Consider the following 26,662-nt stretch of genomic DNA (forward strand, 5'->3'; position numbering starts at 1 on the left):
GGATCGGGTCCTGGACCGCTTCGCCGCGCACGATGTCGTGACGACACTGCGCGACGCCGGATGGACCCTGAGCGCCGGTCACACCAGTGCCGTCGACCCGGCCGATCGGCGCGTCGACCTGAACGCCTTCGACGGTACGGCCTGGCCGGTCCTCCAGGAGACCGCAGCGCTGGTCCGGCCGGTGGCGCTGGCCCCGGACGGCTCGTACGTGCGGCTGCGGGAGCCGCTGGCGGGCACCGTGGAGGAGGGTGGCTGGATCATCCTCGACGTCTTCGGCCCGCGGGGAGACGCTCGCGGCAGTCACACCGTCAACACCATGCGGGCGGACGCCGACCACGTGACGACGATGGCGCTGTACAACAACTCCGACGTGCCCGGCCTCGTGCACCTGGCCGCATACCTGGTCACCGAGAACAGCGGCAAGGAGTACTACCAGTCGAGGTTCGTCACGAACGACCGGATCCGGCGGGTACTCGTCGACGAGTACGGCATGCGACCCGCGCCGGGGGTAGGGTCCTTCGCCGGGTTGTCGGTCGCCTCGCCCGGATTCGCCGCGGAGGACTACCGCGTGTCCAGGGTGATCGCCAACCGGGTGGCCCGCGACCGGCTGGAGCAGTTGGGATGGACGCTGCCGCCGACGGGCGGTGCCCCGTCGGCCCGCGTACTCCGCACGTCGTGGGTGGGTGAGGCGGGCGGATGGGAGCCGACCGGTCCGGACGGCACCCCGCTCGACGTGGTCACGGAGACGCTGGCGGACGGCGGAACCCGTCCGGTGTCGGGCCGCAGGATCGATCCGGAGACCTTCCAGATCGTCAGTCCGGAGACGGGACGCGACATCTACCGCCTCCGTGCGGTTGCCGACGCGGACGGCGGCCGGCGGTGGCGGGCACCCCTCATGTCCCCGTCCGACGAGAGGTATTTCGCCCGGTACGCCGAGGCCGCCGGGCTGGACTCGGCGATCGACCACGTCCGGCACGTCGTCGACGCCGGTACGCGGATCCGTGATCATCTGACGCTGCCCGGGGTCGGGCTGTACCGGCTCGTCACCGGACGACGTAGCGCCCTCGTCTACGCGCGGGTGGACGGGGCCGGCACGGTGACGAATGCACACCGTCCCACTCCACTCGACGAGCTCCTGGAGCGCTATCACGACCAACAGGTCCTGACCGAGTTGGTCGACGACGGGTGGACGGTGCGGCCGGGCCACACCAACACCGTCGATCCGGCGACGCGCCAGATCCAGGTGGACGCCTTCCAGGAGCAGGAGGCCTGGCGTACGTTGCGGCAGGCCCGACCGCTGCCCGTCACGGTCGTCGGGCCGTCCGATCCGCTGCTGGACCACCGGCTGCTGGCGACCTCGGATCCGGCACTGCACGACGCCGTGCGAGCGCATGTACAGGAGCATCGCGCCCTACTCGCGAATGAGGACAGGGAGGCGTGGCGGAGCCTGGCGAATGTGATCGCGGCCCACGTCGGTGGCCCACTGCTGCTGCCGCAGAACCTCACCGTCGGTGGAAACCAGAGGGCCGGCGCCGCCGGTCTCTTCTCCCGCCAGGCGTGGCGGGTCAACGTCGACCCGAGTGCCTTCGACAGCATGGTCTCCACCCTGGTGCACGAGATGGTGCACTACGAGCAGGCGGTGGTGGCCGGCCAGGCGGTGACCGGACTGGTCGGTGCCTTCGCCATCACGCCGCTGACCGACGATGCCCGGGTCCGCAACGAACTGGCCGCCAGTCAGGTGGCCGGCGACCTGCGGATCGGCTCGGGTGAGCGGTTGTGGACGGAGATCACGGTCGACAGCGAGCAGAGCCGCCGGGTCATCGATGCGATCACCGCCGCCGGGGCGCCCTACCGTGAGGCGACCCGCCTGCTCGACGTGGTGGATAGCATCGACGGATTCAGCCCTCGGCTCCGCCGCTGGTTGGGCCAGCGGCAGGCCGTGGCGATGCGGGAGATGGCCGACGCGGCCATCCTCTACATGGCTCTGCCGCTCGAGACGCAGGCGCACCTCATCCAGGTCGACTTCGAGGCCGGCGGCTCGGTACAGGACTGGCTGACGGACCCGAACGCCCAGGTCGTGCCGCCGGAGGGATACACCGCGCTGGCCATCCCCGCCGGCAGCTTCGTGTCTCCGTCGTCGTCGGTGGAAGCGGTGCCACCGGCCCGCCTGGCGAGCGCGGACCGGCCGCTGGTGGTGGTGCGGCTCGATGATCTGGATGATGCCGGGCCGGTGCTGGCGGCACTGGCCGCCGGACTGCGGAGGCCGTCGCTGGTGGAGCTGGTGGGCACGCCGGCCCGACGGCTCACCGTGCCGGAGGCGCTGGGTCTGGCCGAGATACTCGGCGGCTGGCACCTGCTGGCACTCGCTCCGGACCTGCTGGACGTGTCCGGACCGCACACCGCCCATCTGGTACCCCACGCTCGGAACCACGCCGTCACCCTGCCGCCCTTCGCCGGCTACTACACGGTCCACCTGGATCCACAGCGCCAGACGCTGACCCTCGCCAAGCCCTACCTCCTGCGCAACCTCGGCGACGGTGCCTTCGAGCTCTATCCGGGCTGGCAGGTGACGACCGTGGACGACCGGGTGTGGGTCGGCCCGGTCGACGCATCGCCGGACCTGACCGGTGCCGGTGCCGCCCGCGTGGTCATCGGCACCCCGGAGCGGGAGACGCCCTGGACGGTCGTGGGCGCCGGGATCTGGGTGGCCCGAGTCCTGGCCAGTCACATCGGCGTCGACTTCGACGACGGCTTCGTGCACGTGCACCGGCCGTCCCGCACACCGCCGGTGATCGACGAGGACGGCTACACCACGACCGACGACGTCGCGGCGGCCGACGGGGACCTGGTACGCCGCGCTCTCGGGACCGGCTACTCGTCGGGCGACTTCCGGGCCAGGTTGAGTGCGTACGCCAACCCGAGCCAGGACGCCGACTCCCTTCGTCTCCTGCTCCATGCTCTGCTGGAGCAGGCCGAGGAGGCCGGGCTCACCGAGCCCACCGGTGTGCCGGTCGACCCGGCGGTCGCGGTACGCGCCCTGACCGCGCTGGCGGGACGGCTCGGCATGCCGACGTCCGACGAGGACGCTCTCCGCTCCCGCCGGGACCTGGTGCACGTGGCCGAGCTGGCGGCGATCGCCTACGGCGTGCACGGTCTCAATCTGCCGAGACTGAGCGCGGCGTACCGGCTGTGGCCGGCCGGGCCCGATCGGGGTGGATCCGTGGTCGACTTCGCGGAGAGCCTGCTCAGCCGCTACGGGTCGTTCTACGAGGATGCCGACGCACGGGATCCCGACTTCCCGCTACGCCTGCGGCGCGTGCTGGAGCCGTTGCAGTCCCCAGAGGTGGACACAGCGGCGGCATCAGACCGCTACCTGACCGCCAACGACTGGCTCGACCAGGTGTTCGCCACCACCACGACGGTGGATTGGCAGGAACAGATCTTCGGCTGGGACGGGGTACGGCCGGAGCATCCGCTGCCCTTCGCTGCGGGCGGGATCGTGGTCGGGTACCTGTCCGGGCCGGACGGACTGCCGATCGTCGGCGGCCGGTCGGCGGCCGAGCAGGGGGTGACCGGCGGTGCTGCGCTGCTGGCGCAGCTCGGCGACCGGGTCCGCGCGAGGGTCGCGCCGCAGGTGCCCAGGGACGAACTGTCGGTCTGGTTGATCCCGTTGGTCGGCGACCAGGCCCCCGGGCCGAACCTGGCCGCGCTGCGAGCCGAACTGCACGCGATGCACGAGTGGCTGGCCTGGGGGGTGCGGCTCGGCGACGCGGTGACGGTCGACGAGCCGGAGCCGACCACCACCACAGGCGACCGTGAGCACCTCGACGGGACCACGGAGCTGGACGCCAGTCCTCCTGACCCGGCGGAGGCTCCGGTGGCGGTCGCCGCCGTCGGTGACGACCTCGGGTGGCAGCGTGCCGCCGACGGCACGTACACGCATCCCGACGACGACGCCGCCGACGATCTCCCCGAAGCGCTGCGCGAGACCCGGTCACGGCCGCTCAGTAACGTGGAGTTCTTCACGTCTCTGTTGCGCCTGGTGATCGCCCGGACCGCGCCGGAGCGGGTCCCGACGCAGGACGAGTGGGTCGACTACCTGCTGCGGTGGACATCCCGGAACAGCGAGGGGCCTCTCGTCTCCCTCATGGACGGCGTTGGCGAGGCGTCGCGGAACCTGATGGACCGCGAGCCGGGGTTCCGGATGCAGGCATTCATGCGAACGCCGGAGAGCGATCTCGTCCATGTCCTGCCGGTGTCAGGCGACGGCGACGAGCTCATCGACACGTTCGTCGACGTGCGGAGCGAGGCGGTCGTGCACCGCCATTTCCTGGGCCAGGACGCTGCACGACTGGCCGGAGACACCGGGCGTCCCGAATCGGTGCCCGGACTCGTGCGCCGGATCCGGCAGACGCGACTCGGTATCCCCGACACGGTGACGCCGGGTGGTCGATACGCGTCCGACTCCGCCACCGGCGTCGTCGAGACCCCGGTCGTCGCGACGGCCCGGCAGTGGCGTCGGAGCGTGCTCTGGCTGCGGTCGCTCGCCGTGGACGGGACACCCCTGGTCGAGCGGGAGATCATCGACCGGATCGACGAACTGCACGGCGAATCGCGAACCGTCATGGAAGCCGGTTGGTCCGTGCTGCGGCGGCGCATCGGCCAGGCGTGGCAGTGGGCTACCCGCCCGGATGTCGAGCGGCAGGACCCCGGCTCGGGCCAGCGGGAGCGCGCCAGCCGGTTGGCCGGCGGCCTGCACGCGGACCTGGCGACCTTCCGGGCCGAGCTGGCCGAGGCGGTCGAGGCGGCCGCGCAGGAGGTCTCGCAGAGCCACCCGAGTGATCGTCGTGAGTCGGTGATCAGCGTGTTGGCGCAGCAGCCGTCGATCGACATGTCGTCGGCTCTGGTGACACCGGTTCGCGGCACCGGCGGCTGGGACCTTCGCCCCGACGGCGCATACCAGGAAGGGGAGGTCGCCGGGCTGCCCACGGGGTTGTGGTTCGACGACTCCGGTGTCGCCGAGCAGGAGGACGAAGACCTCCTCCGGGTGGTGCAGGAACTGCTGGCTGCCGGGGCCCGACCGGCACGGCTGCCCACGTTGCGCCAGTTGCGGGACATGCCCCCGGCGACCTCGTCGGCGCCCACCGAAGCGGAGCGGTGGGACGAGCAGTTGTACACCTTGCTCCGGGCGGCGGCGGCCGATGCGGGCGGCGTCCCGTTCCGACTTCAGGGCTTCGAACGGCTGGATTCGGGCGACGTTCGGGCGTACCCGGTGCAGGGCGACTCCGGCGAGGTGGTGTTCGCGTACCTGGCGGGGCAGACGCTGCACCGGCTGCGCGGATGGCCGGTGACGTCGACCGGCGGCTACCAGGAGACGACCACCGCCGAACTCCCGCCGGGCCTGTCGACATTCGATACCCGGGTGAGCGGTCGGGCCGACCAGATCGTGTTCACGGTGGAGATGTTGCTGACGGAGGTGATGGGCACCCGGCGGTTGCCACCGCGCTCGGCACTGGAGGAGAAGTCGACGTTCTATGCGGACCTCGCCTGGCCCCGGCGGATCTTCCGGCTTCTGCACTGGGCGGCGAAACGATCTGCGGGCGCGGCACAGTCCGCGGAACCGGTCCCGTTCCGGTTGCAGGCGTTCGAGGACGTCGGCCAGGGCAGATACCGGGCGTACCCGATCGAGGGCGACTCCGGGCCGCTGATCTTCGTCTACGAGTCGGCGTACAACGGCATCGCCCCGCTGCGCAGGCGGGAGTGGGCGAGATCCGGAGACGGCGGATTCGCTCCGGTGCCCGGCGTGCGGGCCGTTCGCCTGCCCGACGGGCTGAACGTCAGCCCCGCCGACCGCGCCGACGCGATCGGACTGGCCGACGCGGTGGCCCGACTGATGACCGTGCACGGACATCCGGCGACCGCCGAGGGACTGTGGCAGCACCTGAGCGAGGCGGAGGTCCTGCCCGCCGGGACGGTGCCGGAGCACCCCGCCGACGCGGCTCTGCTCACCGTGATGGGGCAGGAACTCGGCTTCCGCGCGCAGGTCTTCGTGACCGACGGCGAGACCGTCGTCGGTGAGCCGGTCCGGGGCGACCTCGGTCCGCTGTTCCACCTGGTCCACGACTCCCGCGACGGCAGCTACGCCCCGGCCTGGACCGGACCGGCCGAGGATCTGCTGCCGGCGACGGCAGGGCCACCCTCGGAAGACGGCTGGGAGGTGACCGCCGACGGCGAGTACCAGCGGGAGGGGGCCGCACCCCGACTGCCGGAGGCGCTGTCACCGGGCATGGGCGGGTCGTCGGCGCAGGCCGTGTTGCGGGCGGTGCGGGAGCTGGTGGTGGCCACCGGCGTGCGGCGGGTGCCGACGTCCGCGCAACTGCTGCGGTTCACCGAAGCGGTCCCGGCCGGACTGGACTGGGACCAGGAGATCTTCGAGTGGCTGCACGGCGCCGTCCGTGGCCTCGGCGGCACCGGGGCGTTCCGGTTCCAGGCCTTCGACGAGGTCGAGCCCGGACACTTCCGGTCCTATCCGGCGTGGGGCGAGTCCGGTCCGATGCTGTACCTGCTGCGCACCGACGACAACCGGTACCACGCGCTCTGGAGCGACCGACCGGCGCAACTCGCTGTATCGCTCGACGCTCTCATACTCCGGAACCGTCCGGTGGCGACGGACGAGGTACGGGTCCGGCTGGCCCGCCTGGGCGGCGCGGACAGCGGCCGGTTCGGTCGCCGATGGTCGCAGCTCAGCGACCGGATCGAGCGGGCACGGCGGAGCCTGGGCGCACGCCAGGAGTTGGCCTTCGGTGGCCAGGACGAATGGGCGCCCCTCGCCGGGCAGGCGATGGCCCTGCTCCGCGCGGACCTGGGCCGGTTCGACGTCGACCTGGACCGGGCGGTGGCCGACGCGGAGCTGACCTCATGGTTCGGGTTCGGGACGGAACTGTCCGACTGGCACCGGCAGATGTGGGAGCTGCTCAGTCGGTTGGCCGGTGTCGACGGAGGTTTCGGGTCCTGGTTGCGGGAGACCGCGCAGGCGGTCGGGCTGTACCACCAATCGAGCACCGCGCAGTGGGGACAGGAGATGTCCCGGTTGCGCCCCTGGGCCCGGCGTCCGGACATCCCGATCTGGGCCCGACGACGGCTGTTCCACATCGTCGGTCTCACCGAGGCGTTGTACCCGGGAGAACTCGTCGAGAGCGACGAGGCGCGGCGGGCCACGTTGTTGCGGCGGGTACGGCGCCTGGTGGACGCGGTCCGACGTGACCCGTTGTGGCGGCGTACCCCGGGTGCGCAGGATCGGATGCGTCCGGAGCTGCTGACCGACCTGCTGCGTGGATGGCGGGGCGCGTCCGCCGACCGGCCGATCACCAACGACGACCTCCGCGCGCTCGTGGACCTGGTCGACGAGATCAAACAGCCGGGGCACAAGGTGCGGCTGCACCGTGTGCTGAGCGCCTGGCAGGAGCGGTACCGGTCCGCTCCGGCACAAGCGGTGCCACCCTCCGCCGACGAGGCGCTCGCCCTGCCCGTCGACCGGGCCGCGGACCGCTGGGAGTTGCCGAGGCACCTGGTCGAGGGCCAGCTCCTCGGCCCGGCCGACGCGACCCTGCTCCCGGCCGAGGCCGCCCAGGTGTTGGCGCTGGTCCAGGAAGCGGTCGGGCACGGCGTCCCCGACCACGACCCCGGCATGGTGCGGCTGCGGTACGACCTCGAACACCGGTACCGCGGCTTCCTCGTCAACGGCAACCGGTACTTCATGCGCCGCGACGGCATCCCGATCGAGTTGCACGTCGGCTCGAAACTGGTCAACGCCCTGGTCGAGGAGAAGTTCCCGGGAATACCGAGCTCCCGGCGGCTGGACAGCGCCACCCTGTCCGCGCGCAAGCAGAAGTACCTCAAGAAGTTCCTCCGTCCGCGTACCGTCCACCTACCGTTCTCGGCGCTGTTCGGTGCTCTGACGGCTGGTTTCGTCGCCGTGCACGTCGCGATCACGCGTAACGAGCCGGCGAGCACCATGAGCAGGTCCGCAGGGGTCCTGCACACCCGGATGCTGCGCAGCGGCACCACCGCCACCGCCTTCCGCGCCGACAGCAGATGGACGGTGACCAGCATCGCCCCCGGTGCCGAAGCGGGACAGGCGGTACGCGGTGAACCGCACAGCCGGCTGCTGTCGGGGTCGGTGCTGCTCGACGTGCCGGTCTACATGACGCGTCCGTCGGCGAACGTGAAGGGCAAGGCCCGAGCCACCACCTTCTCGGCGTCCGATTCGGTCAGGTCGTCGAACGACGCCGAATCGGTGCTCGCCGACTCCGTCATCTCCGAGTCGAGCCACCCGTCGCCACAGTTCCGACAGGACATCTGGGGCAGCGAACCGAGCGGTGACAGGTCACCACCGACCATCTCCCGGCGCAGCTCCACCGACTCGTCCGCGTCGTCGGTCATCCGCCAGCCCAGCAGCTCGAGCAGGATCGAGTCGCGGCCGAGGCGCCTGGTCCGGTGGATGCGGTTCCGGAAGAAGAGCCATGAGCAGTCGGGCATCGACCTGAAGCAACTGCGGCGTACGCCCTCGGGTCGGCTGGTCCCGCAGCCGAGCGAGCGTCCGGTCGCCCGGGAACCGGTGACCGCCGGCGATCTTCCGCCGACGATCGACTTCCAGGGCGAACTGCCGCGGGCGTTCGTCGTCGACGATGTCGGCGACACGACGACGTTGGTCGACGCGATGGCCGCGGCGGCGGGCCGGCCCCTCGGGGTGGGCGGGTCGGCCCGAGCCACCCTGTACGACTTCTCCGACCGGGGCGAGGTCGGTAACACGATCCACGAGATGGTGGACACCTACCAGTACGCCCCGGTCCTGACCGACGACCGGAACGCCAAGCCCATCGCGGCGGAGCGGGTACGCGCGGAGTTCGGTGCCGCCCAGTTGCTCTCCGTCACCGAGATGGACGACGACGTGGCGATGCGGCACATCTTCGCCAAGTCGATCGAGGTGGCCGCCGAGACCGGCGTCATCGACGGCCTCAGCGGAACGGTGGGCGCCGGACCCGGATCGCGTTACCGGGGGTTCGGAATCACCGTGTCCGGCGGTCTGCGGTGGCTGTTCGGCAAGTCGTTCCGACGGACTCGCGGCGGTGCCGCCGGCAGTGGTGCGGTGAGCCAGAAGTTCGCCGAGACCGTCGGCCAGACCGCGCTGTACGCGGTCGACGTCACCTTCGACATCGAACCGATGGGTGACCAGCCGGCCCAGCACGCCGTGGTGACCCTGCTCGTCCGGATGCAGGTGGAAGAGGTCCGGCGGTTGGCCGACGCCGACCGGGTGGTCAACCCACAGCGGGTGACCGATCTGACGTTCCGCTATCCGGGCAAGTCCAGCGCACGAAGGGGAGTGGGCCGTACGCCCACCAACGGCGATCGGATCCAGCCGCCGAGGTACCTGTCGCGGGAGCATCCGACCACGATCGGCAGTTCGGTGGTGGCCGACCTCACCGGCCTGCGTGACCTGCACGACCGGTTGCTCGGCGAACTCGAATCGAGCAAACAGGAACTGTTCCCCGGTTGGCGGACGGTGCAGCCGTCCGACCGGCGCCTGAGGGACGTCTACGACATCGTGCAGAACTACCGCACGCTGGCAGCCGGCCTCGCGCGGACCTCGTCGATCAGCGGCGGCCTGTCCCCGCTGATCGGCAGCGGTACGCGGATGAATTTCCGGCAGTTCGGCGTGCTGCACTCCGACTACTACGAACTCGTGGTGAAGGGGACGTTGAGCAACCGGCGGCACGCCGGGAGCACCGGCCTGATCAAGCCGGTGGACGTCGCGGTCCTGACCGACCTGGTGAGCTCCACCCACGCCCGTGAGCAGGCGTACTCCACCGGGCCCGAACTCGCGGTGGCGGTGAAGTCGTTGGCCACCGAGATCGGTGGCCGGTTCGGTGTGGTCGGCAAGGTGAGCTGGCCACGGGTCAGATCCGGCGGTTTCGGCGCACCGGTGCTGACGTACCGCTGGGCCAATCGGGCGACCGGGGTGGAGGTGTTCGACTTCGACCTCGACTTCGACGCGCTCTGGCTGCACCACCGACGGCCGGCACGGTGGCGGCGTTCGGCGCTCGTGGCGTGGGCCAACAGCGGCTGGCGGATGCAGGTGAGCCCGCCGGAACGGCTGCTGACCGGGGGCGAGCCACCGCAGGGGACGGTGAGCCTGTGGACACCGTCGGACCTGTCCTGGCGTGTCGAGCCCGGCGTCACGCCGGTCACGATCGCGGCGGCGACGCACACCCCACCGGTCGAGATCGCCCCTGCGGACGCCCGAACTCTGCTTGACAGCGCCCGCCCGCAACTGCTGACCCGCGCCACCCACATCGACGCGATGGACGTCCAGCCGGGGGTGTTGACGACCCTCGCCGAACTGGCGATACGCGACGTCAGCAACGGTTCGCCGATCATGACCACCTCGGGCACCCCGGTCAACGAGGCGCTCAACGACGCGCTCGAGGAGTCGGTGCAGAAGGGGCACTTCAGCACACTCACCGCGCCGGGCGGATTCCAACTGGGCGGTCTGCTCGGGGACGGCAGCTACGCCGACTGGCACGCCGGGGTGGCGACGCGGGTCGTACCGGTCAACTGGCGGCTGGAGCAGTACATCGACGCGCTGTCCGTGGAGGACTACTACCGGGGCACCAGCGGCGCGTTCGTCTCACGAGGCAGGGGAACCAAGTGGACCGGCGGCGTGGTGACCGGACCCGGCTGGACTCCCGACCATCCCGCCGGACGCTTCGCCGGCCGTCTGTTCGGGAGCTACTACTACGACCGGGAGCGGATCCGGGCCATGCGCCAGGAGGTCACCGGCGCCCAGGAGCGCAACCGGTCGCACACCGGTCGCTACCTGGTGCTGAAGGCCGATCTGCAGTACCTCGCCCTGGCCACCGCACGGTGGGGCAACCTGCTCACCGAACTGCCCGGCACCCGGGACCTGCTGGCGTTGCTGCCCAACCGGCGAGGTCCGCTGCTGCGGTCGTCGGCCTGGCAGGCGACGGTCCCCGACTCGCTCTACGTCTACATCGCCGAGTCGGACCTCCAGGATCTGGCTCTGCTGATCGATCCCCAGGAGCCGGCGACGGCACGGCTGCTGGCGGGGCTGTTGCCGCCGCCACTCGGGCGGGAGCGGGCCTGGCGGGCGCCCGAGCCGATGCGGATCGGGCAGGGTATGACGGTCAACGTCCTCGAGGACAAGATCGACCTGGACGAGCTGAGGGCGTTGCTCCACGACCGGCTCGCCGAGCAGATCAGCGGAGCGCTGCCCGACGATCTCGCCGACGACGTACTCGGTGGTCTGCGGCACCTGCTGGCCGGGGTCCGCGCCGACGGGGTCAACGCCTTCCTCGACGACCTGCTCGAAGACGGGATCCCGTTGGCGCTGCGCCGACGGACCTATCTCGGGCGGCGGGTCGTCGAGGTGTCCGTGCGGCTGCGTCAGAAGGGCGAACCCGTCTTCCGGGACCTGCGACACGACGTCAGCATCGAGCACCATCACATCGCCCACATCCGGCAGGAGGAGAACGACACGGTCTCCCGCCGCCACCTGGGCATGGTGCAGGGACTGGCCGGCGACGGCACCTCGCACGGCCCGGTCTTCGCGCTGATGCCGGGGGCGGCGGTCGGCGGCGCTCGGGGCCGATCCACGTACCGTCACCAGGCGCGCCTGCTGCGCGTGCACACCACGGTGACGTCCACCGGGCCGACGGTGCGATTCGCGGTGAACCTCCTACCGGAGGCCGTCGTCGAGTACGGGGACGGCACCGTCGAGATCATCTCCGGTGTGCCGACACGGCCGCTGGTCCGGGTACCCGAGACGATGAGCACTCCGGCGCATCCGGGCGGCAGCGAGGTGCCGGACGTCTCGCCGGGGCCGACGACGATCCGCTTGTTGGCGTCCTGGGAGGTGGAGCCGGCCCGGCTGGTGCGGTGGAAGAACGACCCGCTCGCGGTCCGCCTGCCCGCGTTCTTCGGGCCCGGCCAGGTCCGGGGCACCGTGTCACTGCGGCTCGCGGCGCAGCGCCTGCTCACCATGATGGTCAACGGCAGCACCGGGCTGCCGGGCAGCGACCTCACGGCGATGGACCGGATCGGCTCGTCCTACCAGGTGGCCGGATCGGACGCCAGCGCCACCCTGAAATCCCTCTTCACGCGAACCGTCCTGAGCAGCACCTTCTTCCAGATCAACGACGCGAGCGACCGGGACTCGGCCGGCCGCCTGCCGGACGTGGACGGCGAACAGGCCGGGTTGGCCCTGCCGACGGTGTCGGTGCTCTCGGTACGGAGCGCGACGGAGGGCACGTGGCGGGACGTGGACGCGCGGCTTCTCGCCAACCTGCGCAACGTGCGCCTGCACTCGGTTTCCGGGTCCACCGGCGAGGTCGTCCGGATCGAGCGGCGCAAGGTGACGCTCACCCCCTCGGGCGTCGATCACCAGCACGCGGACAGCGGGATCCAGGACCTGCTCTTCCAGACCTCGTTCGACCATCAGAAACAGCGCGACGGCGAGATCAACGAAACCGACCTGTTCGCGCTCACCGGGGTGAACGAGACGTCCAACACCGAGGACGACGCCGTCGGTGACGAGGGTGAACCGGCCGGCTACCGCAGCATCCGCGACATCGGGCGCACCTACGAGTACCGGGCCGACGTCGTGTACCGGTTCGTCGCGACGCTCGACCGGCGAGCCGAAGGCGTCGAGGTGGTCGTCCCCGACGGCTTCTGGTTCCGGCTGCGCGAGCGGGAGGCGTTCACCACCCACCTGATCACGGTGCCCGTAGCCGCGAAGTTGACGCCGCCCATCGAGATGGTCGACACGGCCGCCACCACCTACCGCAGGGCCTCCCAGGAGGCAGAGGACGCCTGGCACCGGATGGTCGTCGCCGGGCAGGAGCTGACGCAGCGGATCGAGACCGAGCAGCAGGCATGGCAACGGCTTTCCGATGCGGTCGAGGCAGCCCGCACGAACGAAGAGTCTCCACTGCCCAGCGGTGTCGAGAGCGTGATCGAGCAATGGAAGAAGCATCGCGACAAGGGGTACCGGCCGCAGATCGAGAAGTTCCAGGAGGCCCGCCAGGAGTACGTCGAAGCCCTCCGAGAGGCATCCGCGGCCAACCGGTGGTTCCGCGAGGAGCAGGCCGCCAACATGTTCGACCATTTCACTGCCGAGCCGATTGCCGCGGGCGAGCTGCCGCCCGGGCAGGCGGCGGTGGAGGCGGCCGACGACGACGAGATGTTCCGGCGGGAGAGTCTCGGCACCGCCTTGACGTCGCTGTCCGAGCGGGTCGACCTCCCGGAGCTGCCAGGGCGGCTGGCGGACGACGCTGCCGGGCTGGGGCCGCTCGCCACGGCCTGGCTCACGGCGATCGATCGGGTACGCGTGGCGGCCGGCGAGGCGGATGACCGTCTCGATGAGTACCCGAGATTGCGCAAGAAGACCGACGAGTCCGCGAAGCAACTGCGGAACCTGCGGCTGTCGCTCAAGCACCAGGTCGAGCGCCTGGTGCCGGGCAACGTCTGGCCGGCCGAGTCGGGACCTCGATCGATCGACGACAGCGGCCTGCCGTCCGCGCCGACCGTCGTCGATCTGGACGCACCGGCCGGTGGAGAGTTCGCGGACGCGGGTGTCCGTTTCCCCGGCGGTCGGTACTGGCCGCCGGAGGCGGGTGGGCCGGAGTCGGCGGTGCCGGAGTCGTTGCCGGTCATCGCGGGTGCGTTCGTGGCCGCGCTGCACGGCGACCGCCGGGGTGTCCGGATCAACGGTCGGCACGTCTCGGTGGCCGGGTTCGCCGAGTTGGTGCGTCGGACGCCGGGATGGTCGGGGCAGCCGCTGGTGCTGGCGATCTGCGACTGCGCCACCGACACCTGGTCCACCCGGTTCGCCGACAGGTTGCGGCGGATTCTGCGGGTGGACGTGTACTCCAGCGACGGCTGGGTGGAGACCGACGACGAGCGGCTGCGGGCGTTCCGGGTGGGCTTCGCGCCGACCGACGGGCCGCCCTCCGGTGCAGCGGCCCCGGTCGTCGACGACGAGATCGTGGTGCGGCGTGACCTGGCGGTGTTCTGGCGGTACCCGGCCGACGGTGGTGATCCGGTGCGGGTCGGGTCGGACCTGGTCGCCGTTGGAGCGGGCGAGTCCTCCCCAGCGCTGTCGTGGTCGCTCGACCCGGACCCGGTGGGTGTGCTCGCCGTGGAGAGCCCGGAGACGCAGCGGGCCTCGCACGAGTTGGCCCGCACCCACTTCGAGGCGCTGACCCGCGCCTGGCAGAGCACGGCCGTCGCGGGGGCGGCCGATGCACCTGCCGGGTCGGTGTCGATCCCCGACCGGTCCGACCCGGGCGGCACCGATGCGGCCAGGTCCGCCGCCGAGGAGGCGCTCCAGGAAATTGCCGACCACCTCGCGGCTGCCGAGCAGATGCCGCCGCCCTCGGTCGAGCTGGTGCCGCACCCCGGCACGGCCGGCGGCCTCGACCCGGTCGCCTGGGCGGCGCGGGTGGTGGTGGACGAGCCGGACCGCATGCTGACGGAGTTGCGGCGGGCGGTCCTGGCGGCAGCACAACACTTCCTGGCGCACCGCCTTGCGGCGGGCATCGGTGACGAGCAGACCGGCTGGGACGCTGTCGGTCGGCAGGCTCTGGACGCGGCCCGCCGACACCCGTTGTCCACCGAGGACACCCGGTGGAACCTGGCCGTCGCACTCCGGCGGGATCTGTACCACCCCGAGTACGGCGACGCCGTCCGTCGACCGGTCCGGGAGCGACTGCACCGGGCCGCCCGCGACGCCGACCGGCGACTCCACCGTGCCCAGCGCATTCCCGGGTTCAGTCCGCAGGTACGCCAGCGGCTGGCGGCGGCACGAGACGAGGCGTGGCAGCGGTACACGTCCGCCGTGGAGACGTACCGCAGCTCCCTGACGCAGACCCGGGCTGACGCGCTCGAACTCGTCGCGTCGCAGCTCGGCTCGGCCCGGGACTGGCGCACGGACCTGCTCGGCGCCGACCTCGACGCACCGCCCGGCCAGTTGCTGCTGCCCCGGCCCGGCGGTCTGTACGTCGGCCCCGACATGCAGCGGCTGGGTGAGCTACCGGACCGCCCGGCACATCCGTCGCGGCTGCGCCTGGTGGTGGACGCCCGGGACGCCGGGTCGCTCCGCAGGGCACGGCGGCAGGTGTGGGCGGCGGTGCAGGCACTGCCCGGTCACCTCGCGGACCGGGTGATGGTGGAACTGCTACCGCCCGCACCGCTGGACACCGCCAGGACGATCAAGCTGGCGAACCGGCTCGGCGGCTCCGGCCGGTCCCTGCTGCTCGGCCGGGACGCGGTGACCGGCGTACCGGCCCGGTCGGAGCGGGTCCGGCCGCTACGCGCCGGAGGTTGGGACAGCCTCGTCGCGACGGCCACCGAGTTCGAGTTCCGCCCGAGGGACGCCGCACCGCCGTCGACGCTGCGCCTCAGCCCGTCCCTGCACCTGCCCCGTCGGTCGGACGGGACCTACCGGCTCGCCGGTGAGCGCGACCGCTGGCTGATCCTGGACGAGGAGCTGTCGCTGGACGGCGCCGTGCCCGGCCCGGTCCCGTGGGCGGCGCTGGCGCAGGCCCGCCGCGTCGCGTGGGCACTGGCCGGGGGAGACGACCTCCACCCGGTGCCGCTGCGCACGCCGGACGAGGTGGCCGCACCGCCGCCGATGCCCACGTCGTCCGCGCCGGACGCCGTCGGCCCGGACCTGCTCGGCCCGGTCGACCCGGCACGCTACGCCTGGTCCGGCGCTGCCGGCGATCTCGGGTTCGCGCTGCCGGACCTGGTGTACGCGCTCGGTGACCTGGCCGGTGTCGCGCCGGATGCGCCGCCGGACACCGCCCGCGAGGCGTGGGCGCGGCTGGCCGAATCCGTCGGCATCGGCTCCGGCGACCCGCTGGCGCTGCTCGACGTCGGTTTCGTGGCCGCGCTCACGTACGGCATCGGCGGCCTGACCTCGGCCCGGCTGACCGCTGCCCGGCAGCTCGTCGCCCTCGACCGAGGGCTCTCCGCCGGTCCGGCGGACGCCTGGTATCGCAGCCCGGCTCAGCTCAACGCCCTGTTGCACGAGCTGTGGGGGCTCTCCGACCCGGACCCGGCCGCACCCCTGGCCCGGGACTGGCTGGTGGTCGCCGTCGAACTGGCTCCGGGCGCCGCCGATCTCGCCGAGCTGGGCCACCGCCGGCGGCAGCTCTACGCGACGGTCGACGCCTGGATCGACTCGGCCCGTCCCCTGTTCGGCGGTCGGGTGTGGTCGGTCGGCGATGCCGGCCCCGAGGACCCGTGGTCGGACGCGGTGGTGATCGCCTACCCGTCCCACGACGACGGTCGGCCACGACCCCTGGACCCGGCGATCGGTGTGCCTGCTGCGGCGGGCTGGCTGGCGGTCCTGCTCGACCGGGCACGCGCCGCCGATCCCGACCTGTTCGGCGGCCCGGTGGTGGTCCGGCCGGTCGGCATCGACGCCCGGTGGCTTCCGGAACTGCGTCGGCAGGCCGCCGCACTCGACCACCGGCTGTCGCAGGGCCTCCTGGTGCAGCCACCCCGCGCGCACACCGAGCCGATCCTGCGACTGCGGGGCGGACGGGGGGGCCGGGAGCTGGAGCTGCCGGTTCTCCTCAAACGCACCGACCCGGGCCGAGGGCGAGGCCGCCGGGACATCGCCCGCTCACCACACGGACTCCGGCTGGACGCCGACGGTGACGCCGGAGGCATCCTGGAGGTCGTCGAGCCGCCACTGCTCGTGCTCGACGACGAGGTGGTCGGCGCCGATCCCGCCCGGGTGCTGCCCGCCACGGCCGAGGCCATCCGGCGGGTCAACTGGCCGGGCCGGCTCGGTTCCGTCTTCGCCGACTACGCCGTCGAACCGGACATGCGGGAGACAGAGCTCAGCCCGCTGAACGGGCGGCCGTACGTGCAACACAACTACGGCTTCCCGGTCGAGGACATGCACGAGTTCCTCGGGGACCTGGTCGACTACCGCGACCAGGCCAGGAACGAGGCGTTCGCGAAGGCAGCCGCGCTGACCACGCAGGGCCTCGTCTTCGGTGAGCAGGTCGCCACCGCGTTCAACGGCGGCGTGAAGCCGGACCTGACCCGGCCGTCGCCCGCCACCACCCTGGCCGGTTACCTGGCGCAGGAGTACACCCGGGTGGGCGCGGTCGCGTCGGCGTACCACACCGAGGAACACCGGCCGAAGAACCTGCTGCTCTGGGCCACCCGGGAGACCTGGCGGGCCGCGCTCGCCGCGCTTCCGGCCGAGTTGCGACGCTACCTGCACACCCACGCCGAGTGGGTGCAGGAGCAGTTCGTCGCGCGATACCGGATCCACCACGCCGACCAGTTGACGAAGGCCGGACGCGGCGCAGACCTGCTGGACGTCGCGGTGCCGGGCAAGTCGTTCACCCTGCGCCAGGTGCTCGACAACGTGGTGCGCCCCAACCCCGACCGCGTGATCACCCCGGCCGAGGCGCTGAACATCCGGACCTACACCGACGAGATCGACTCCAACGAGGGCCACCTGCGCCATGTCGGGCTGCGCGTCGGCGAGGGGCGGAACTTCGGGCTGGCGCACTCGATGTTCTCCTCGCTCCTCGAACGCGACGGCCGATGGCTGTGGCGGCGGGTACGCCGGGGATATCAGAAGGTCGCCTTCGCGCGTACGGCGTCGGCCGCTCCGCCCACCGTCGAGCTGGCCGACCTGGTGGCGGACCTGCGGCGCCAGGTGGCGTCCGGTGAACCGGCTCCGGGCGGCCCGTCCGGGCCGGGACCGGTCTGGCAGGGGGCGCTGGGGCTGTTGACCGGGTTGCTGGAACACCCGGACCGGCTCGACCTCTCGGCGGCCGGCGACGTGCTGGACCGGGTGCCGCCGCAGCGGCGCGTCGACCTGGCGACGGCAGTGCTGGAGAGCGTGCACCTGCGGCTCGACCCCGCGTTGCGCCGCCGGATCCAGATCGTCGACCTGCGCGCGGTCGACCTGCCCGAGCGGTCGTGGCCCAAGGTCCACCAGTGGTTCCCGAAGGCGGAACTGCGCGTCGTCGACGAGCCGGTCCAGTTCCCACCCACCTGGACGCAGGTCAGCGACCGGTTCGCTGGTGCCAACAGCGCGCCGGTCCGGGTGCCGGTGCGCGAGGTGGCCCGGCGCCTGGACGAGCTGGCCGGGGACCGACACCGGGTGGCCGGGTTCGCGCGCGGTCTGGGACTGACCGACGACCCGACCACCGGCGCCGACGTCCGGGAGGCGCTGCACGATCTGGCGTACCTGACCGCGGCGGTGTCCGGGTCCACGTTCGACCGGGCCGACCTGGAGCGCCTCGCCGAGCTGCTGACGGCGCTGCGCCCGGAGCGTCGCGTGGTGACCTGGGGTGACCTCGAAGCGGCGGTCGGCCGGCTCTCCGCCGACCAGCCATGGACCGTGACCCTGTCGGTGCCGGACGTCCGCTGGTTGCTGAAGGTCCTGGCGGACGGCGACCGGCGGGCAGCGGACGCACTTCTGCGTACGGCGGCGGCGCTGGCCCGCTGGGTGTACGGCGCCGAGCCGCGCGAGGGCAGCCTGGCCCGGTTGGGGCGGACCATCGGGGTGTTCACCGGGCGGACCTTCGTCGGGGAGACCGACCTGCGGCAGGCCGTCGCCGCCGTCACCGGCGGTGACCCGGCAAAGCTTCGCGGGACCGACGTCGCCCTGACGGCCACGCTCATCACCGACCTGGACAAGCGCGAACCGGTGACGGTCGACCTGCTGCGCGAGGTGCGGGCACTTTCCGCGCGGCTCTTCGACGACGAGGCCAAGGCGGCGGACCTCGTCGGTACGGCCCGGCTGGTCTCCGTGCTGCCGGACCGGCCGAGACTCGACGATCCGGCCGCCCTGATCCCACCGTTGCGACGGCTGGTCTTCGAGCATCTGCGGATCTCCGAGGTGCAGCCGCGACACCTGAGCTGGCTGGCCCGGACCCTGCATCACTTCCGCGACGAAGCGGTGGAGATGCTCCACATGCTGGCCCGGGACACCAGCGTCCTGTTCGGCCGGACGGCCACCGCCGACGACATGGTCGGACTGGGACGCCTGATCGGCCTCCTGGCCGGCCCCCGCCGATGGAACCTCAGGCTGGACGACGTCGTCGATCTGGTGCGGTACCTGGAGGCACCGGCCGGCCACGGACCGCTCCGACTGGCCGACGTCGACCTTCAGGCGTTGACCCGGGTGGTCCGGCAGGCTGCCGACGACGGCGTCGTCGCCGTGCGCGACACCCTCCGGTCCGTCTGGTCCGTGTTCGGCTCGTCGGACGATCCGCAGCCGATGGAGGGGGACCTGGCCGGACTGGTGCACCTGGTACAGGCACTGGAGATCGGTCGACCGCCGGTCGACCGGGATGAACTCGTCGTCGCCGTACGGCGGGAGATCTTCGCCGACGACCCGCTCTGGACGGGCAGCGTCGCCGAGATCAGGGCGGTGGCGCGGGCCATCCTCGCGCATGGCGGGACCGACGCGGACGCGCGGTGGCTCCGGCGCCAGGTGTGGGCGTTCGACCCGGCCGGCAACCCGGCGGCCTTGGAACTGGCGCAGAACTGGCGGCAGACCCTGCGTGACTGGCTGACGGGTCTCGCTCCGTTGGACGCCGAACCGGGCTGGCTGGCGCAACAGACCGGTCTGAGACACGGGACCAGCCTGCGGAAGCGGTTCGGCCGGCTACTCAACGAGGGCCTGCCGGCGGACGGCGACGAGCAGGAGTCGTTGCTCACCATTGGCGTGTGGGCGCGGGCACTGTTCGGCGCGCGGACCACCGTCACCCATGTCGCGTCGGTGCGCCGGTTGTCGGCCGCGCTGTCGGAGGAGGACCGGTCCCCGGTCCGGTGGGGCAACCGCTTCGACCTTGCGGTGTGGGCGCTGCGCGCCGGCGACTCGGCAACGGTCACCCCCGACGAGCTGAGGCGGCTGCTGGCAGCCGTGGAGCACGCCAAGACCACGCGAGGCGACCGGCCGGTGCGGGTGGCGGATCTCCCGGCGGCCTGGGCGGCGGTGGGCAGCACGCCGGGCACGGCCGGGGACTCCGCGGCGACATCGCGCGGCAGCCGCAAGGACCGGGTCGGTGACCAGGTGTCCGGCGACGTGTGGGCGGTCGACGAGACGTCGCGCGCGTCGGACGACGGCGACCTGCCGGCCCCGTCCACGCCCGCGCGGCACGACGGCGTCGGTGCAGAGTTCGCCGATGCGGGCGTCGGCTTCCCCGGCGGGCGGTACTGGTCACCCGAGGCGAGCGGCCCGGAAGCGGCCGTGCCGCAGTCGCTGTCGGCCATCCCCGGCGCCTTCGTGGCCGCGGTGCACGGCGACGCCCGAGGCGTACGCGTCAACGGCCGGCACGTCTCGGTGGCCCGGTTCGCCGAGATCGTCCGGATGACGCCGGGGTGGCGGGGACAGCCGCTGGCGCTGGCGATCTGCGACTGCGCGACGGACTCCTGGTCGACCCGCCTCGCCGACACGCTCCGCCGCATCCTGGGCGTGGACGTGTACGCCAGCGACGGCTGGGTGCAGAGCGAGCCGGGGCGGCTGCGGGCGCTGCACGTCGGGTTCGACCCGACCGGCGAGTACACGCTGCGGCATGATCTGGCGGCGTTCTGGCGGTACCCGGCCGACGGCGGCGATCCGACGCGGATCGGCCCCGAGCTGACCGAGGTGCCGACCGCCGGGCAGCCGTCGGCACCGCCAACCTCGGTCGACCCGCACCCGGCGAGCGGGTTCCCGATGGCCGCTCCCGAGGTGCAGCGGGCCTCCCACGACCTGGCCCGGACCCACTTCGACACGCTGCTCCGCGCCGGGTTGGCGGCTGGCCCGCAGGTCAACGGCTATCCGACCGACATCACGGTCGCCGCCGCCGAGGACGTCCTGCGGGAACTGGCCGACCACCTCGCGACCACCGAGCAGATGCCGCCGCCCTCGGTCGAACTGCTGCCACCGGACACCGACGGCGTCCCCGGCGCGGTCTTCGACCGCCCCACCTGGACCGTGCGGGTGGTCCTGGACGAGCCGGACCAGATGCTCGTCGGGCTGCGGCGGGAGATGCTGGCCGCCGCGCAGCACTTCCTCGTGTACCGACTGGTCGCGGGCACCGGCGACGACCACTGGCAGCAGGTCACGCGGGGGGTGACCGACGATGCGGTGCTGGACGCGGCCCGCACCGACCCGCTGCCCGTCGACGACGTTCGGCACGGGCTGGCCACGGCGCTCCGGCAGGACCTGTACGACCCCGACCAGGGCGACGCGGTTCGTCGGCCGGCCCGGGAGCAGCTCCTCCAGGACGGCCGCGACGCCGACCGGCGGCTCGCCGACGCGACGGAGACGCCCGGCTTCAGCCCCCGGACGCTGGCCTGGCTCGGTGCTGCCCGCGAGGAGATCTGGGAGCGCGCGACGACCGCCTCCGCCCTGCACCTCGCGTCACTGGCCCAGACGCAGGCGGACGAGCTGGAGCTGACCTCGTCGGCCTTCGGCTCGGCCCGGGACTGGCGGGTGGACCTGGCCGACGTGGACCTCACCGCACCGCCCGGACAGCGCCTGCTGGCCCGCCCCGACGGCCTCTACGTCGGCCCCGACCGCCAGGCCCTCGGTGACCTGCCGGAACGCCCGGCGCACCCGAGCCGCCTGCGGGTGGTGGTGGACGCCCGGGCGGCTGCCACCGCATCGGCGGTGCACGCGGCGCTGGACGTGCTGCCCGATCACTTCAGGGCACACGCGATGGTGGAGGTGCTGCCGGCGGCACCGCTGGCGACCGATCAGGCCGTGGAACTGGCCGACCAACTCGGCGGGAGCCGGTCGTTGCTGTTGGGCCGCGATGCGTTGGCCGAGGTGCCGGTGCGATCGGGGTGGATCCGTCCGCTGCGTGCCGGCGGGTGGGACAGCCTCGGTGCGACGGCCACCGAGTTCGAGTTCCGGCCGTCCCGCGCGGCGGCGTACTCGGAGTTGCGGCCCGGTCCGGGCCTGACCCTGTCGTCCAGCCGGAGTGGCGACCACCTGCTCACCGACCACAACGACTGGTGGCTGACGCTCGACGACGAGCTGACCCTGGAGACGGGACCGACGGACGAGCCCGCACCCTGGGCTGCGGTGGTGCTCGCCCGCCGGGTCAGCCGTGCCCTGACCGGGGGCGACAGTGTCCACCCGCACCCGCTGCGCGTGGCGAACGCAGTGGCCGGTCGACCGGCCTTCCCCGATCGACTCGCACCGACGGCGGACACCTCGGACCTGGTCGAGGCCCTGTTCGGAGCGGTCGACCCGGGCCGTTACCAGTGGCCCGGTGACGACGGTGGCATCGCCTTCGGTCTGCCCGACCTGGTACGCGCCATCGGTGACCAGGCGGGCACCACGTCGAGCGAGCCACCTGCGGTCCGCCTGGCCTGGTCGCACCTGGCCGAAGCGGTCGGTGTCGACCCGGACCGTCCCTCGGCGCTGCTCGACGCCGGGTTCGTCGCCGCGCTCGCGTACGGCATCGGTGGGTTGAGCTGGCCCCGGTTGGCCGCAGCGGGGCGGCTACTCGCGTTGGACGGGCCGACCGGCGGTGTGGAGCCGGCCCGCCTCACCGCCCTCGTGCACCGGCTGTGGGGCCTGCCCGCACCGGCACCGGACGAGCCGTTGGCGCTGGACTGGCTGGTGACGGCTCTGGAGCTGGTCCCCGGCGCGGCCGACGCAGACGAGGTGGCGCGGCGGGTGGCGCACATCTACCGCACCGTCGACGACTGGATCGGCTCGGCGCGATCCTTGTCCGAGGGACGGGTGTGGGCGCTCGGCGGTGTCGGTGCCGAGGAGCCGTCGCCGGACGGGGTGGTGGTCGGCTACCCGGCGGACGAGGACGGCAGGCCCCGGCCGCAGGAGCCGGCGGTGGGCGTGCCCGGTGGGGCGGCCTGGTTGACCGTGTTGCTCGACCGACTCCGGGCCGCCGACCCGGACGCGTTCGACGGGCCGGTGGTGTTCCGGCCGGTCGGCCTCGGCACCATCTGGTTCCCGGTGCTGCGGGCCGGGGCCCACGAACTCGACCACCGACTCCGCCTGGGTTTCGAGGTACAGCCGCCCCGGGCGGTGAGTGCCGTCGGCAGCAGCGAGAAGAACGACCCGGCGGCGTCGGCGACCGGTACGGCAGCGACACCGGCCCTCGCGCGGCACCGCGCACTGGTCGAGCTGACGCGTCTCGCGTCGGGCGCGAACGTGCTGGCCGCCGCAGCTCGCCGAGAGGCCGACCGGCTCCGGCGCAGGATGGCGGCGCAAGCGGAGGAGTCGCCGGACACCTCCGCCGTCATCTTCGTCGCCGACACGGGACCGGGCGGCACGACCTTCCGGCCGGTGCCGGTGGTGGTCGACGGGAGCGATCTGCACGGCCTCGATCCTGAGACCGGGCTGCCGGACCGGGACTACCGGTGGTCGGGCAACGGCCGGTGGGAGGCCCTCGGTCGGCTGCGTGGCGGGCGGGGCGGCAAGGAACTTGAGGTGGCCGAGCTCAGGTGGCCCGGTGACACGTCGCCTGGCAACGCCCGACGGATCGCGACGTCGAGGGACGGTTTCCGTCTCGACGCGGACGGACGGTGGGGCACGCTGCTGGAGATCGTCGAACCGGCGACACTCGTGCTGGACGACGAGGAGGTGGGTGCAGACCCGCACTCCGTGGCCCGGACGACTGCCGACGCGATTCGGCGAGCATCGCGGCGCGCCACGCTCGGCGAGGCCTTCTCGGACTGGTCGGTCGACTCCTACTTCCGGCAACTGTCGATCGTTCCCGGCCGGCACTACGCCGTGGATGCACAGCACAATTACGGTCTGCCGGTCGAGGACATGTTCCGCTTCCTGCAGGACCTCGTCGACTATCAACGACGGCACCATCCCGAAACGCCCGTCAGCATGCTGGCCCTGATCGACGAAGGTCTGGATTTCGGCGGGCTGATCGCCACGGAGTTCAACGGCGGCCTGCGCCCCGATCTGGACCTGCCCTCCCTGGCCACGACCCTCGCGGGTTACCTGGCCCACGAGTACACGCGGGTCGGTGCCGTCGCATCGAGGTTCTATCAGGTCACGAAAATGTCGAAGAACCTGCTGCTGTGGTCCACCCGGGAGACGTTCCATGCCGCGCTGATGGCGCTTCCACAGGAGTTGCGGCAGTACCTGGCGACGAACGCCGCACGGATCCAACGCCTGTTCGCCGACCACTATCGTCGGCACTACGGGGGCAAGCTGGACCTGAACGTGCCCCCGGGTGGGTTGCGGAACCTGCTGGACGACCGGATGCCGGGCGGAAGGTTCACGGTGCGGGATCTGCTGGACAACGTCCTTCGCCCGAATCCCGGCCGGATCATCGGAGTGGCCGAGGCGCTTGGCATCACCACGGAGTTCACCACGGTCGACACCAACGAAGGGCATCTGACCCACGTGGCGTTGCGGGTCGGGGAGGGCCGGGGCTTCGGCCATTACAGGCCATGGTTCCGCGCCGAGGTCGAGCAGGACGAGGAGTGGCTCCGACGGAGGGTGCGTAGAGGCTACCGGCGGATCGTCCTCGAACGCTCGGTGCAGAAGTTGTTCAGCGCGGTCGATCTCGTCGAGGTGGAGAGCGATCTCGTCCGTCAACTGGCGTCACTGGACCGTTCGGCCGAGGAGGCGGGCCGAGAGGCGACCGACCTGCGACGCATCTGGCAGGGCACGTTGCGGTTGGTGGAAGGCCTCCAGGACCAACCCGGCCGGCTCTCCCTGTCGGTGGTCGCGCCGTTGTTGGCGCAGGTCCCGGAGGAACGTCGACCGGTTCTGGCGATGGGCCTGCTAGAGAGCGTGAACCTGCGACTGGACCCGGCGCTACGACGGCGGATCACCATGGTGGACGTGCGCGGAGCAGACCTGGCCGGACCGGCCGCGCACAAGGTCCAGCGGTGGTTCCCGAATGCCTGGGTCCGGGTAGCGGACGACCAACTGTGGCCGCCACTGCGGCGGGCGCAGCCCAGTGACCGGTTCCGTGGGGCGAACACCGCACCGGAGCGGGTGCCGGTCCGGCAGGTTGCCGATCGGCTGGCGGACGTGGCCGGGGGCGCGCACCGGATCACGGAGTTGGCCCGGAACCTGGGGGTGGAGGCCGATCCGCCCGGCGACGCGGATGCGGAACAGGTGCTGTACGACATCGCCTACCTCACCGCTCCCGTCTTCGGGCCTAGGTTCACCACGAACGACCTGGTGCGGATGAGCCGACTCCTGCTGGTGCTGGGCCGCGATCACCGTCCGTACACGTGGGACCAGGTCGAGGACTCGGTCGGTCGTCTGCTCGGTGTGCGTACGCCTCCGGTCACCTTGTCGTCTGGCGACCTGGCGGCACTGGAGGCGTTGATGAGCCCCACCGACTCGCCGAAACGGAATCGTGCAGCTCTCCGCAACCACGTGACCAGAGCCGAGATGATCTTCGGTGGCGAGTTCAAGGCGGGAGACATCTCGCGACTCAGCCGTGCCGTGCCGGTCCTGTTGGCGCAGGGACTTCTGGTCGGTGACCTGAATGCGGCCGAGGTCAGCCGAGCGAGGGTCGCCATCGACGTCGTCGCGACGTTCCAGACACCCATGACGCCCACCGAGGTGAAGAGCCGATTCCTGCAAATGGAGCGGCTGAGTCAGGCCGTCTTCGGGACGTATCTCCGAGAGCCGGACCTGGTCGGTCTGGCGCGGTTGTTCACCGTCCTGCCGCAGGGGCTGCCGCTGGACCAGCCCTCCGCGTTGCAGCGGGCGGTCGTCGACCTGCTGCGGCGGCGTCTGCCGATGCTCGGCGAGATCCGGCCGGTACACCTCCGCTCGCTGAGTCGTCTTCTCATCCAGCCGCGGGGTGATGTCGCCGAGGAGATCGATTTCCTCGCCGATGACATCATCTTCGTCTTCGGGAACCGGGCGAATGCGGAGGACGTGTTCGGGGTGAGCCGCCTCACCCAGGTTCTCCGTCCCGTTGCCACCGCCCGCTGGCCCGTGCTGGTGGAGATGACCACACTGTGGATACGGGCGAACGGTCTCGCCCTGGCGGCGAATTACGTCGATCTGGAGGCACTCACGGACGTGGTACGTGATGCCGACAGGCGCGATGCGGACGCCTATCCCGAACTGGTCGACCTCATCACCTTCGCCCGACAGGCACTGGGGAGGTCGGCGCGTGGCGGGGACCTTGCGACGCTGGTAGACCTCCGGGCAGCCTCGCCGACCCGGCGTCCCGTGTCTCCGACAGCCGCGGCGGGAACCGTCGCCTCCGTTCCCCGGTCCGGTTCCCCCGGGTCGGGGGATGCCGCAGCCCGCGCCAATCTGCTGGTCCGCTCCATCGGTGGTGGTGATACGGCCACGATCCGGATGCTCTCCGATCGGGTCCACGACGCGGGCCCGACGAGCGTCGAACGGGCAGCCGTCGCGTTGCTGGATCGGGTAGGTGCCATCCTCGACGGTCGGCCGGGCCTCCACGTCATGCCGGTCGACCTCGTCGTCGCTCTCGAACCGCACAAGCTGGACGCGAGCCGGTACCTCCGCACGCTGGGGTCACGCATGCCGGAGCACGACGAACAGTTGGCCGCGCTCAGTCAATCGCTCTTCGTCTGCCCGCCGGGGACGTCCCCGCGGCCATAACGGGGACTGTCGCGCGTC

General features: G+C 72.0%; 1 protein-coding gene (cut by a window edge). It reads left to right on the forward strand.

Going from position 1 to position 26,662, the window contains the following annotated elements:
• A protein-coding gene (locus tag ACIBMZ_RS10325; RefSeq protein ID WP_396692267.1) for a hypothetical protein crosses the window boundary here: on the forward strand, positions 1–26,644 show its 3' portion. Its footprint begins 22,019 nt before the window's first position; 26,644 of the gene's 48,663 nt are visible here — the last part of the coding sequence; the start codon falls outside the window, past its left edge; it ends in the stop codon at positions 26,642–26,644.
• The last annotated feature ends 18 nt before the right edge of the window (positions 26,645–26,662 follow it).

The sequence above is a fragment of the Micromonospora sp. NPDC049900 genome (genome assembly GCF_044461025.1).
In the GTDB taxonomy this organism is placed as follows: Bacteria; Actinomycetota; Actinomycetes; order Mycobacteriales; family Micromonosporaceae; genus Micromonospora.